The following is a 12277-nucleotide window of genomic DNA, read 5'->3' on the forward strand; positions in this document are numbered from 1 at the left end:
GGGTCGTCCCGGCGCGCCAAACGATGGGCGGCGCGCCGGGCTGGCCTTACAATATGTTTCATGGCTAATTTCCACCCTTCGCGCGCCGTCCTGGCCCTGGCCAGGGCGGCTTTCTTCTGCCTGCTGTTCGGGTGGGGAATCAGCGGTGCGCTGGAGCTGGATACGGCCAGGCTGGAGCAGGTGGCGGCCAGCCGCTACGGCAGCAAGGGCGCTCATGCGGTCGCGACCTGGCTGCAACTACTGCAGGCCGATACGGCGCTGTCGGAAGCCGACCAGCTCACCAGCATCAACAATTTCTGGAATCGCAGCCTGCTGCAGGCCGAGGACCAGGCGGTCTGGGGCCAGGCCGATTACTGGGCCACGCCGCTGGAAGCGCTGGGCAAGGGCGCAGGCGACTGCGAGGATTTCGTCATCGGCAAGTATTTTTCCCTGATCAAGCTGGGCGTGCCCACCAGCAAACTGCGTTTCGTTTATGTGCGGGCACGCATCGGCGGCCCCGAAAGCAGCGAACAGATCGCGCACATGGTGCTGGCCTACTACCCCACGGCCAATTCCGTGCCGCTGGTACTCGACAGCCTGATATCCGATATCCTGCCAGCCAGCCAGCGTCGCGATCTGACACCTGTGTTCAGTTTCAATGCCGAGGGCGTGTACGTCGACGGCAAACACGCCGCCCCGGTCGACCGCATCGGCCGCTGGCGGGATCTGCTGCAGCGCATGGCGCGTGAAGGCATCCGGCAATAGGCGTTGAAGGAAATCCCATCCATGTCCATACTCCGACAACTACTGCTCAGTATCACCCTGGCGATCGCGATCATCCTGCTTGGCACGCTGGCGCTGAGCGTGAGCGCGGCGCGCGACTACCTGGCGGGCCAACTGCAGGTGCAGAGCAGCGATGCCGCCGTTTCGCTGGCGTTGTCCCTGTCCCAACCGGCCAACAGTTCGCGCGTCACCCAGGAGCTGCTGGTGTCGGCCTTGTACGACGGCGGGCATTTTTCGCTGGTGCGCCTGACCGATCCGCAGGGGCAGGTGATCATCGAACGCAGCGGCCAGACGCAAAGCAGCGTGCCCGGCTGGTTCCAGCGCCTGGTTCCGCTGTCGGCCAAATCGGCCAGCCACGTGGTCACCGACGGCTGGCGCCAGATCGGCGAGGTCACGCTGACGTCCAATGACGTCTATGCCTGGGAAACGCTGTGGGAAAGCAGCGTACAGATGATCCTGGTGATCATCGCGGCGGGGCTGGTGTGGGCCTTGTTCGCCTTCGCCTTGGTGCGCTGGATCGAGAAACGCCTGCTGGCCGAGGTGGGCGAGCACATGCTTGCCATCGGGCGCGGCCAGTTCGGCGGGCCCCTGACGGCGCGCGTGCCGGAACTGTCGGGGATCACGCAGGCCTTGAACCAGACGCGCGAACAGCTGCGCGCGACCGCCGAGGAACAGACTGCCCGTATCGAATCCCTGGAGATCGAGGTCAACCAGGATCCGGTCACGGGCCTGGCCAATCGCAAATACTTCATCAACGAATTCCTGCGAGCGCTCGACGTGGAGGCCGGCAAGCCCAGGGACGGCCAGACGCCGCCCGAGAGCGGCCACGTCATGGTTTTCCGCCAACGCGACCTGGCCGCCATCAACCGCCATATGCCGCGCGAGTTCGTGGATCAGTGGCTGGCCGGGCTGGGCAGCCGGGTGACCGCCTTGCTGGAGCAATTCCAGCTGAACGGGACCCTAGTGGCCCGGCTGAACGGTTCGGATTTCGCCGTGCTGATGCCTGGCTGCCCCGCGCCGACCGCCATGCTGGTCGCCGAGCGCCTGCGCACGGAATTGCGCGAGGCGCGCATCCCCGTCGGCGAAGGCGGCCTGTGCCGTTGGGCGCTGGGCATGACGGACTACCAGCGCGGCGCCATGGTGGGCGACCTCCTGGGACGCCTGGATTTCGCCCTGATGCGCGGCGAAAGCGCGGGCGACGACCACGTCCAGCTGGCGACCGACGATGCCCAGGCCTTGTCCGCGCATGGCGAATCGGCCTGGCGCCAGGCGATTACGGACGGCATCGAGCGGCAGCGTTTCACGCTGGCGCTGGAGCCGCTGCGCGGCCTGGACGGGGCGGTCATCCGCCAGGAAGCCACCCTGATGCTGCATAGCCAGGACGCGCCCGAGCCCATCCCCGCCAAGCTGTTCATTCCCGCGGCGACACGCCTGGACCTGACGGCGGAGTGCGATATCCAGGCGGTTCGCCTGGCCGTCAGCTGGCTGATGATGAACGAGGGCGATCTGACGGTGCGCATCGCGATGCCGTCCCTGTCGCACCCGAATTTCCTGCTGCAGGTGGAACGCATGCTGACAGAGCGCAAGGCGCTGGCGGCGCGGCTCTATCTGGAAGTGGATGCGCATGCGGTGGCGGAGCGGCGGGATGCCGTCGCCGAGCTGTGCCGCATCGCGCGCGACTGCGGCGCCCATGTGGGCGTACGGCGGCTGGCGCAGCAGCTCAGCGCCGTCAGCCAGCTGCACAGCCTGTCGCTGGCCTATGTCAAGCTGGGCGGTGGTTTCGTGACCGGCATGGCGCGCAGCCTGGGCAGCCAGCAGCTGGCGGTGTCCGTGCTGGAGACGGCCCGTTCGCTGGGGATCCAGGTTTATGCCGAGGACGTTCCGGACGAGGCGACGCGCGGCATACTCGGGAAACTGGGTGTGTCCGTGATGCGCGGCCCGGGCATCGTCCTGGCGAACCCGGCAGCCTGAGCGGCCGGGGCTGGGTCCGCCAGGGACCGCTACGCCAACTGCCGCAGCGCGATACGGGACGCCGCGGCGATCAGGTCTTCATCCGCCTTTGCCTTGCTGTCGCGGGCGGTCGTATAGATCGCCAGCACGATCGGCCGCCGGCCCGGCGGCCAGAGGACGCCGATGTCGCTGGCGCTGGCGTAATCGCCGGTGCCCGTCTTGTCGGCCACTTTCCAATCCGCCGGCGTGGCGGCCCGTATGCGACGGTCGCCGGTCCTGTTGCCCAGCATCCAGTCGGCCAGCGTGGCCTGCGCCCGCGCGGGCAGGGCGTCGCCCAGCATGAGCGCGCGCAGCAGCACGCCCATGTCGCGCGGCGTCGACGTGTCGCGCGGGTCGCCCGGGATGGCGGTGTTCAACGCCGTCTCGTAACGGTCCAGCCGGAAACTGGCGTTGCCGGCGGCGCGCGCGAAAGCGGTCAGGGCGGGCGGCCCGCCGATCAGGTGCAGCAGGAGATTCGCGGCGGTGTTGTCGCTGTACCGCAGCGTGGCGGCGCACAGGTCGGCGACACGCATGTCGTCGCCCGCATGGTTCTGCGTGACAGGCGAATAGGGCGCCAGGTCGTGCCTCGTATAACTGATGCGACGATCCAGCACACCGGGCTGCCGGGCATCCCTTGCCAATACCGCCGCCGCCAGCACGGCCTTGAAACTGCTGCAGAAGGGGAAGCGCTCGCCCGCCCTGTACGCGATTTCCTTCCCGCTGGCGGTGTCGACCGCGTGGAGTCCCAGCCGCCTGTCATGCGCGCGTTCCAGGTCGGCGAATTCGGTATTGCAAGCACTGTCCTTAGCGTTCGAGCCGGTATCGGCCACGGCCAAGGCCGGCCGCGTCAACAGGAAGGGCGCGGCGGCCGTCCATGCCAGCGCCTGTCGGCGGGTAATCAGGGTAGGGTGGTGTCGAATCATTGATGAACCGTTGAATTGCTGTGGTGATGTGATGAAGCGATAGCGACCCGCGGTGCTCGGCCGTTCGATAATTTCACAGGAAATTACGTGGCACCCCATCGCCGCCGGGAAAAAATAGGTCCCGGGGTAATGTCTTGAACCAGGAGTATTCATCATGCCCACCCACCGCGTCGGCCGACTGGAAATGCACTATGAGATACACGGCGCGGGCGACCCCATCGTTCTGATCGCCGGCTATACCTGCGACAGCACCTTCTGGGATGCGGTGGTGCCAGGCCTTGCGAGCCGGCATCAGCTTATCGTTTTCGACAACCGGGCGGTGGGCCGCACGCGCGATGACGGCCGTCCGTTCACTGTCGATACCATGGCGGCGGATACCGTTGGCCTGATCCGCCACCTGGGGCTGTCGCGGCCCGGACTGGTGGGGCAGTCGATGGGCGGCGCCATCGTGCAGGCCATGCTGAACGCCTATCCCGATGCCTGCGGTGCATGCGCCATGGTCGATTCCACGCACGCTTTCAGCAGGACGACGCTGCTGGCGCTGGAAACCCTGCTGGCCTTGCGCAAAGCCGGCGCCGACCTGGGCTTGCTGGTGGATACGGCTCTGCCGTGGTTTGCTGGCAAGGATTGGTTGGCAGTCCCGGAAAACGTCGTCCAGCTCAAGACCGCGCTCGCGCGGCATCCCGCGCCGCAATCGTTGGCGGACCAGGAAAGACAGCTGCAAGCCTTGCGCACTTTCCACGCCGGCGCGCGCGACGCGCCGTGGCGATATCCCGCCCTGGTCGTGTCCGCCACGGAAGACGTGATCACCACGCCCGTCGAAGGCCAGGCCCTGGCCGCCAGCCTGGGCGGCACCTACGTCGAGGTCCCGGGCGGCCATCAAACGCGCGTGGAGCAGCCGGCACGGCTGGCGGCGCTGCTGGATTCCTTCTTCACCTGCGGAAAGCCGTGACAGGTTCGGTGGGGGCGAACGAGGGCTGGCGCTCCCGCCCTCGCGGCGCAGCCTAGGTAAAACCCGCAGGCGCCGCCTTTTCCGTTGACGCGTGGCGGGGGCGGCCTCTACCATGATGTGCATACGTAGTCACATCGGCGGTCAAATCGGCAGGCACGACGCGCGCCGATGCGGCCGCGGGCAGGGGTAAACGAGCAAATGAGCGTAGTCACGCAACCGGCGCCGTCGCGGCCTGCCGGCATGATCGAGGGCGAATGGGAAATCCGCTGCGACATGGCGGCCATCTTCCGGGCCATGAACCGCCTGGGCATGAACGAGCAGATCGCCAACCACTGCAGCATGATGCTGCCGGGCAGCGACAACCTGTTCCTGATCAATGCCCGCGGCTATCACTACAGTGAGATCACCGCCAGCAGCCTGATCGTCTGCGACCTGGACGGTAATGTGCTGCGCGGCGACGGCGAGCTGCGCAAGGTGGCTTTTCACATCCATGCGCGCCTGCACCTGAGGCATCCGCAGGCGCGCTGCATCCTGCACGTCCATCCGCAATACCTGACGGCGCTGTCCCTGCTGGAAGAGGGCAGGCTGGAGCTCGTGCATCAGAACAGCGCCATGCTGTACGACCGCGTCGCCTATGACGAAGTCCACAACGGCGTGGTGCTGTGGGACGAGGAAGGCGACCGCATCGCCGACGTGCTGGGCGACCGCACCATCCTGATCATGAAGAACCACGGCGTGACGGTGGTCGGCCCCAGCGTGGCCGAAGCTTTCGACGAGTTGTATATCGCCGAGCGCACCTGCATGTACCAGATGACCGCCATGAACACCGGCATGAAGCTGAAGAGCATCGGCGACCAGCTGCGGGACCGCTACAACGGGCCCTGGGGCGAACGCTTCGACGCGCGCCTGCACCTGGACGCCTGGCGCCGCATGCTGGACAAGCAGGAACCGGACTACGCGACCTGAGGCGGTCCGGGCCGCCGCCCGGCGAGCAGGACCAAGATCAAGATCAGTCTAAGGGGAAGTGAACATGAAGCGATTCTTTCCGTCCGCGGGCTTGCTCGCCGCGGCTTGCATGGCGGCCTTCACGCTCGCGGCTACGCCCGCCCAGGCGCAGAAGCGTGGCGGCGACGTGGTGGTGGCGCAGCAGGCGCAGCCGCCCAGCCTGGACGCGCAGATCACCTTCGCGCAGGCCGCACGCAACATCAACCTGCATATCTACGAAGCCTTGTTCGCCCGCAACGACAAGGGCGAAACCATACCGGAACTGGCGGAAAGCTATACGACCGCGCCGGACAGCCTGTCGTACGAGATCAAGCTGCGCAAGGGCGTCCTGTTCCACAACATGAAGGAAATGAAGGCGGCCGATGTGAAGGCCTCGCTGGAGCGCTATGCCCGCTACGGCGGCAGCGCGCAGAACATGACGCTGGTCGACCACATCGACGTCGTCGACGACTACACCATCAAGATATCGATGAAGAAGCCATTCCAGGGCTTCATCGAATTCCTGGGCTCGCCGCGCGCGCCGGTGGCCATCTATCCCGCCGAGGAAGCCGCCAAGGGACCGAACCAGATCAACGTCATCGGCACCGGACCGTTCCAGCTGGTCGAGTACAAGCCGGACAGCTACGTGAAGCTCAAGCGCTTCGACGCCTATTCCGCCAATCCGAACTACAAGGGACGCGACGGGCTGGGTGGGCGCAAGACCGCGTATTTCGACACGGTGACCTTCCGCTTCATGCCCGAGGCGGGGGCGCGTGAATCGGCCCTGCAGACCAACGAAGTGCAGGTGCTGGAGGCGATTTCGCCCACCGCGGCCAAGCGCCTGAAGAACGACAGCAACATCAAGGTTTACGAGATGATGCCGTGGGCCTTCCAGACCATCATCCTGAACGCCGGTGCGCCGCCCACCGACAATCTGAAAGTGCGGCAGGCCATCCAGGCGGCGCTGGACGACGAGGAAATCATGGCGATTTCCACTGACGGCCTGTATCGCATGACGCACGGCTGGCAGCATCCCGGCACGCCTTACTATGCCGGCGACGTCGGCAAGAGCCTGTACAACCAGCACAATGTGGAACTGGCCAAGAAGCTGCTCAAGGAATCCGGCTACAAGGGCGAGGAAATCACCTTCATCGCCGACAACGGCTTCAAGAACCACAACGATACGGCGGTCATCGCCACGCAGCAGCTGCAGGCGATAGGCATGAACGTCAAGCTGCGGATCGCCGACTGGCCCACCACGCTGGCGGCCCGCGACAAGCCCACGGGCTGGAACCTGTTCCCCATCATGGTTGGTATCGAGCCGTACGAAGGACCGAACGGGGTGGCGGTGCTGTTCACGGGCGACCAGAACTGGCAGCATCACAAGGACGCCGGCCTGGAAGCCGCCGTGGCCAAGCTCAACAGCGCGCCGGACTTCAACGATCGCAAGGCCGCCTTCGCCACCATCCAGCAGATCGTGTACGAACAGGTCTATGCCATCAAGGTGGGCGACATCGGCGTGCTGGAAGCCGCGCGGTCTAACCTGAAGAACTTCGTGCCGCATCGCGTTCCGCGCATGTGGGATGTCTGGTACGAATAAGCGCGGAAGGCGAGCGGTCGCGGCGCCTGGCATGCCGCGACGCCGCCTGAGGAGTTCGCATGTTGATGTATCTGCTGCGCCGTTTGTTGAGCGCCGTTCCGGTATTGCTGCTGGTGTCGCTGTTGACGCTCAGCCTGATCTGGCTGGTGCCCGGCGACGCGGCGGCCGAGCTGGCGGGTCCGGGCGCCAGCGCGCAGGAACTGGCGCGCCTGCGCGGTGAACTCGGCCTGGACCAGCCGGCCTATGTGCAGGCCTGGCGTTGGTACGTCAATGTCCTGCATGGCGACCTGGGGCGCTCCTTGCTGCTGAATCGTGGCGTGACCGAGGCCATCCTCGAACGGTTGCCGGTCACCGCGTCGCTGACTTTCCTGGCGCTGGTGATGACGATCGCGGTGGGCATGAGCGCGGGCGTGCTGGCGGCGGTGCGCCGCAACACCTGGGTGGACCAACTGGCCATGACCCTGTCGATGCTGGGCCTGTCGCTGCCGGACTTCTGGCTGGGACTGGTCGGCATCTATCTGTTTTCCGTGCAGCTGGGCTGGTTTCCGACGGGCGGCTACGTGCCCTTCATGCAAAGCCCGCTGGGCTGGCTGCACAGCCTGTTCCTGCCCGCGGCGGCGCTGGCCGCCACGCAGCTGGGCCTGCTCGCGCGCATGACGCGATCGAGCATGCTGGAAGTATTGAGCCAGGACTATATTCGTACCGCCCGTGCCAAGGGCGTACCGCCGCGCACCGTGGTGGGCCGGCACGCGCTGGTGAACATCGCGGTGCCGACCCTGACGGTGATCGGGGTCAACGTGGGCATCCTGATAGGCGGCGCGGTGATCGTCGAATCCGTTTTCTCCATTCCGGGCGTCGGTCGCCTGGTGATAGGCGCCATCCAGCGGCGCGATCTGCCGGTGATCCAGGGCGGCCTGTTGATGATCGCCTGTGCGATGGTGATCGTGAACCTGGTGGTCGACCTGCTGTACGCCGTTTTCGATCCTCGGGTGCGATATGGACGTTGATCTCGCGGCGGGCGGGGCGGCCGGGGCCGCGTCGGGCTGGCGCCAGCGCATCGCGCGGTCCCGCATGCTGGCGCGCCTGCGCGGACACCGCCTGTTCATGACGGGCCTGGTCCTGTTGACGGTGATCGTGCTGATGTCCCTGCTGGCGGGATGGCTGGCGCCGTATTCGCCGGTGGCCAACGATTACCGCTATCGGCTCGGCGCGCCGAATGCCGTGCACTGGATGGGCACGGACAGCTTCGGCCGCGATGTCTTCAGCCGGATGCTGTACGGCAGCCGGGTGTCGCTGCGGATAGGTTTCCTGGTGACGCTGTTCACAGGCCTGCTCGGGACGGTCATCGGCTTGTGCGCGGGCTACTTCCGCCGCCTGGAAAATCCGATCATGCGCGTGATGGATGCGCTGATGGCCTTCCCGGGGATACTGCTGGCCATCGCGCTGTCGTCGGTGCTGGGACCGTCGGAAATGAATGTCGTGATCGCCCTGGTGATCACCTACACGCCGCGCACGGCGCGCATCATGCGCGCGGCGGCGCTGGTCCTGTCGCAGATGGAGTTCGTGCAGGCCGCCAAGGTGGCGGGAGCGGGACACCTGCGTATCCTGGTTCGCCATATCGCGGCGAACAGCCTGGCGCCCCTGATCGTGCAGATGACGTTCATCTTCGCGATCTCGATACTCGCGGAAGCGGTGCTCAGCTTCATCGGCGTGGGGCCGCCGCCGCCGACGCCGACCTGGGGCAACATCATCGCCGATGGGCGCGACTTCATTCCCGACGCGCCGTGGATCTGCCTGTTTCCGGGGTTCGTCCTGGCCATGACCGTGCTGGGACTGAATCTTATCGGCGACGGCTTGCGGGATGTACTCGACCCGCGCATCCGGGTCGACGGCCGCTAGGTTCGGTTGAAGGCCGCGGAACAATAGCCGCGGGACAATAGAGCGGACCAGGGGCTGTCAGAACGACGACCGCCGCACGAGCTCGCCCTGCAGCACCTCGCGCACGGGCGGCTGGTCGGTCGGACCGTCCAGCAGATCCAGCGCCGCTTCTATCATGCGATCCAGCGGATTGCTGTACGTGGTGAGCATATAGGGCGGCCAGCTGGCATTGGGAATGTCGTCGAATCCCACGATGGACGGCGCCGCGGCCAGGCCGCCCGGCAAGCCCCGGTAGCCGTCGAGCATGCCGATGGCCACCATGTCGTCGCCGCAGAACACCGCGTCCACCGGAGGACGCCGCCGGTTCAGCAGGCCGGCCGCTTCGTAGCCCCATGCGTGGGTAAACGCGCCTTCCAGCACGACATCCGGGGTGACCCCTTGCTCGCGCAGCGCCTGCAGGAAAGCGTCCCGGCGGACCACGTTGGTCGGCGATCCGGGCAGCCCGCCGATATAGGCGATGCGCTGCTTGCCGGCCGCGATGAAATCCCGCGCGACCAGGCGGCTGCCGTGCACGTTGTCGCAGGACACGCCATGCACGGCTTTTTCTTCGACGTAGCGGTTCACCATGACGATGGGTGTGCCGCTCTGCCGTACCTGGCGCGCGGCGCGGCCGCCGATGCTGACGTTGGCGATCAGGATGCCCTTGACCCGGTAGCGCAAGGCCAGCGGCAATTGCCGATCGATGTCCTGGCCCGGCGGAGAATTGAGCAACAGCACTTCCTGCCCGCGCCGCTGTATGGCCAGCGTCATCTTTTCGAGCATCTGCGGCACGAAGGGATGGGTGATGTTGCTGGTGACCACGGCAACGATGTTCGAGCGGCCCTTGACCAGCGAGCGCGCCGCCATGTCCGGCAGGTAGCCCAGCTTGCGCGCGGCCTTTTCGATCTGTTGGCGGACATCGGCGGCGACATAGCCGCGGCCGGCGAATACGCGGGATACCGCGCTCTGCGATACGCCGGCTTCGCGAGCGACGTCCTTCTGCGTGTAGCCGTTTTTCCGGGTGCGTGGGCTGCGCGACTTCGGCAGGGCGGGGATGGGTCGCTGCGTGGACAAGTGGGCGTTCCGGGGTTGGCGGGCCGTCGGGCAGTATAGCGAGCTATGTGGCCTGCCGGTAGGGCAGGTCGCCGGCGGCTTCGTCCCAGTGGGGATTGCTTTCGATCAGGTCCGTCAGGAAGTCGACGAAAGCGCGCACCTTGGGAGACAGGTTCTTGCTGGGCAGGTACACCGCCGACACCTGCGGGCCCAGGGCGACGTAGTCGGTCAGGATGGTCCGCAGGCGGCCGTCGCGCAAGGCGTCGGCCGCGATGAAATTGCTGATCATCGCCACGCCCAGGCCGGCGGTGGCCGCTTCCAGCAGCGATTCGGCGTTGTTGATGTTCAGTCGGCCGGACACCGTCTTGCCGAAGGTAAGGCCGTCCTTGACGAACTGCCATTCGCGGTAGCGTCCGGTGTGCATCAGGACATAGGCCAGGCAGTGGTGGTGGTCCAGCTCCTCGATCGTCGCGGGCTCGCCGTGGCGCGCCAGGTACTCGGGCGCCGCGCAGGCGACGAAGCGCAGATTGCACAGGCGACGCGCGATGAGCCGCGCGTCGGCCAGTTCACCGATGTGCACGGCCACGTCGATGCCCTCGTAGGCCAGGTCCACCATGCGGTCGCTGAGCTCCGCATCCACGACCAGGTCGGGAAAGCGTTCGATGAAACCGCTCAGGTGCGGCACGATCACGCGCCGGCCGAAGCCCACGGGCATATGCACGCGCAGGCGTCCGTGCGGCGCGGCGCGGGAACGATTCAGCGCGTTCTCGGCGTCCTGGACGTCCGCCAGGATCTGCTGGCAACGCTCGAAGAAGCTGGCGCCGTCGTTGGTCAGTCCCACCGACCGCGTGGTTCGATGCAGCAACCGCAGTCCCAGCTCCTGTTCCAGGCGCGTGATGGCCTTGCTGACCGCCGAGGAGGTCAGGCCCAGGTGCTTGGCGGCGTCGGTGAAGCTGCGCGTTTCCGCGACCTTGGCGAAGACGCGCAAGGCGTTGAGGTTTTCCATGGTGTGACGGCAATAGCGGAACAGGGCAACCGGGTTAACTGTGCGATATGCAATTGCTGAATCTGATTCAGGAGTGTTTGTAATTCTACCTAATTGATCGATCTGAATGCGGAAATTAGACTGCTCGACATCACAAGAGCGCATTCATTGCAGCCGCGGCCACCACCAACCGTCGGCCGCGGCGATGCGCCGCCAAGGAGACGATCCCGATGCAGCAGCCGCACGCCGCCAGCCACGTCGCCGCGCCCCCGCAGGCGCTTTCCGCGCTTCGGGACGACCTGCCCACTTACCAGGTCTACGCCGTCAGGTACGCGACGCGCCCGGCCCGACGAACCGCGAATTTCCTGGGGGGCGATCCGCACGACGCCCCGATGCCCATGGACTACTACGTCTGGGTCATACGCGATGGGAGCCGCGTCGTGCTGGTGGATACCGGCTTCGCCCAGGACATGGCCGACAAGCGGCATCGCACCTTGCTGCGCCACCCCGCCGCGGCCTTGGAGCTGTTGGGCATCCAGGTAGCGGACGTCGGCGACATCGTCATCACCCATCTGCACAACGACCATGCCGGCACGCTGGGCGACTATCCCAACGCCCGATTCCATCTGCAGGACGGCGAGATGGCTTTCGCCACGGGCAGGCATATGTGCTGCGGCATGTTGAACCGCGCCTATGAACCCGATCATGTGTGCGGGATGGTGCGCCTGGTCTATGGCGATCGCGTGGTCTTTCACGACGGCGACGACGCCATCGCGCCAGGTATCAGCGTGCACCGGATCGGCGGCCATACCGACGGCCTGCAGGCGGTGCGGGTGCATACGTCGCGCGGCTGGGTGGTGCTGGCGTCGGACGCCAGCCATTACTACGAGCACTTCGAACAGGATCGCGTGTTTCCGCTGGTGTTCGACGTGGGCGACGTGCTGCAGGGGTATCGCCGCCTGAAGGCGCTGGCGGCCTCGCCCGAACACGTGGTGCCCGGCCACGATCCGCTGGTCATGCAGCGCTATCCCAGCGCCGGCCCCGGACTGGATGGCATCGCCGTGAGGCTGGACGCGACACCCGAACGCTGAGTAACGAAAAAGAAAAGGAGA

At 66.1% G+C, this 12277-nt stretch carries 11 protein-coding genes; 8 read left to right on the forward strand and 3 right to left on the reverse strand.

All coding sequences use genetic code 11. The features are described 5' to 3' along the window. Nucleotides 1–60: 60 nt before the first annotated feature. Both CAL12_RS11560 and CAL12_RS11565 read left to right on the forward strand, forming a co-directional pair. On the forward strand, nucleotides 61–744 hold the full coding sequence (locus CAL12_RS11560; protein WP_086064564.1) for a transglutaminase-like cysteine peptidase: 684 nt from the start codon (nucleotides 61–63) through the stop codon (nucleotides 742–744). Between the two features lie 21 nt (nucleotides 745–765). Further along, nucleotides 766–2733, forward strand: coding sequence for a bifunctional diguanylate cyclase/phosphodiesterase (locus tag CAL12_RS11565; protein WP_086064565.1), 1968 nt, complete (start codon nucleotides 766–768; stop codon nucleotides 2731–2733). 29 nt (nucleotides 2734–2762) lie between these two features. Here the strand turns inward: CAL12_RS11565 and bla are convergent, their stop codons facing one another. Next, the gene (gene bla, locus CAL12_RS11570; RefSeq protein ID WP_420042790.1) at nucleotides 2763–3671 is read right to left on the reverse strand and encodes a class A beta-lactamase; all 909 of its coding nucleotides are present in this window, start codon (nucleotides 3669–3671) and stop codon (nucleotides 2763–2765) included. Nucleotides 3672–3828: 157 nt separating this feature from the next. Between bla and CAL12_RS11575 the strand changes: the two genes are divergently transcribed. The 5 genes from CAL12_RS11575 to CAL12_RS11595 all read left to right on the forward strand — a co-directional run bounded on the left by CAL12_RS11575 (nucleotide 3829) and on the right by CAL12_RS11595 (nucleotide 9109). After that, nucleotides 3829–4626 (forward strand): alpha/beta fold hydrolase, encoded by a 798-nt coding sequence (locus tag CAL12_RS11575; protein WP_086064567.1) that lies wholly within the window; start codon nucleotides 3829–3831, stop codon nucleotides 4624–4626. 198 nt (nucleotides 4627–4824) lie between these two features. After that, the gene (locus CAL12_RS11580) at nucleotides 4825–5592 is read left to right on the forward strand and encodes a class II aldolase/adducin family protein (RefSeq protein ID WP_086064568.1); all 768 of its coding nucleotides are present in this window, start codon (nucleotides 4825–4827) and stop codon (nucleotides 5590–5592) included. Nucleotides 5593–5656: 64 nt separating this feature from the next. After that, nucleotides 5657–7210: an ABC transporter substrate-binding protein gene (locus tag CAL12_RS11585; RefSeq protein WP_086064569.1), complete on the forward strand. Its 1554-nt coding sequence runs from the start codon at nucleotides 5657–5659 to the stop codon at nucleotides 7208–7210. Nucleotides 7211–7269: 59 nt separating this feature from the next. Continuing rightward, complete coding sequence (locus CAL12_RS11590; RefSeq protein ID WP_086064570.1) at nucleotides 7270–8217, forward strand: ABC transporter permease; 948 nt, start codon at nucleotides 7270–7272, stop codon at nucleotides 8215–8217. Then, nucleotides 8207–9109 carry an ABC transporter permease gene (locus tag CAL12_RS11595; RefSeq protein WP_086064571.1) on the forward strand — a complete coding sequence of 301 codons (903 nt, stop codon included), beginning with the start codon at nucleotides 8207–8209 and terminating at the stop codon, nucleotides 9107–9109. Before CAL12_RS11590 ends, CAL12_RS11595 begins: the two co-directional genes overlap by 11 nt. 57 nt (nucleotides 9110–9166) lie before the next feature. Here the strand turns inward: CAL12_RS11595 and CAL12_RS11600 are convergent, their stop codons facing one another. Together CAL12_RS11600 and CAL12_RS11605 are read right to left on the reverse strand one after the other, a co-directional pair. Beyond that, entirely contained in the window at nucleotides 9167–10201 is a 1035-nt protein-coding gene (locus CAL12_RS11600) for a LacI family DNA-binding transcriptional regulator (protein ID WP_086064572.1), read from the reverse strand. A gap of 43 nt (nucleotides 10202–10244) precedes the next feature. Continuing rightward, entirely contained in the window at nucleotides 10245–11186 is a 942-nt protein-coding gene (locus tag CAL12_RS11605; protein ID WP_198298431.1) for a LysR family transcriptional regulator, read from the reverse strand. 209 nt (nucleotides 11187–11395) lie between these two features. On the opposite strand from CAL12_RS11605, the gene CAL12_RS11610 reads away from it, so the two are divergent. Beyond that, nucleotides 11396–12256 carry an N-acyl homoserine lactonase family protein gene (locus CAL12_RS11610; protein ID WP_086064574.1) on the forward strand — a complete coding sequence of 287 codons (861 nt, stop codon included), beginning with the start codon at nucleotides 11396–11398 and terminating at the stop codon, nucleotides 12254–12256. Nucleotides 12257–12277 lie beyond the last annotated feature (21 nt).

The sequence above is a fragment of the Bordetella genomosp. 8 genome (assembly GCF_002119685.1).
Classification (GTDB): Bacteria; Pseudomonadota; Gammaproteobacteria; order Burkholderiales; family Burkholderiaceae_B; genus Bordetella_C.

Coding starts and splice junctions, on each gene's coding strand:
- CAL12_RS11560 (WP_086064564.1), top strand. CDS start 61: ATGGCTAATTTCCACCCTTCGCGCGCCGTCCTGGCCCTGGCCAGGGCG.
- CAL12_RS11565 (WP_086064565.1), top strand. CDS start 766: ATGTCCATACTCCGACAACTACTGCTCAGTATCACCCTGGCGATCGCG.
- CAL12_RS11575 (WP_086064567.1), top strand. CDS start 3,829: ATGCCCACCCACCGCGTCGGCCGACTGGAAATGCACTATGAGATACAC.
- CAL12_RS11580 (WP_086064568.1), top strand. CDS start 4,825: ATGAGCGTAGTCACGCAACCGGCGCCGTCGCGGCCTGCCGGCATGATC.
- CAL12_RS11585 (WP_086064569.1), top strand. CDS start 5,657: ATGAAGCGATTCTTTCCGTCCGCGGGCTTGCTCGCCGCGGCTTGCATG.
- CAL12_RS11590 (WP_086064570.1), top strand. CDS start 7,270: ATGTTGATGTATCTGCTGCGCCGTTTGTTGAGCGCCGTTCCGGTATTG.
- CAL12_RS11595 (WP_086064571.1), top strand. CDS start 8,207: ATGGACGTTGATCTCGCGGCGGGCGGGGCGGCCGGGGCCGCGTCGGGC.
- CAL12_RS11605 (WP_198298431.1), bottom strand. CDS start 11,186: ATGGAAAACCTCAACGCCTTGCGCGTCTTCGCCAAGGTCGCGGAAACG.
- CAL12_RS11610 (WP_086064574.1), top strand. CDS start 11,396: ATGCAGCAGCCGCACGCCGCCAGCCACGTCGCCGCGCCCCCGCAGGCG.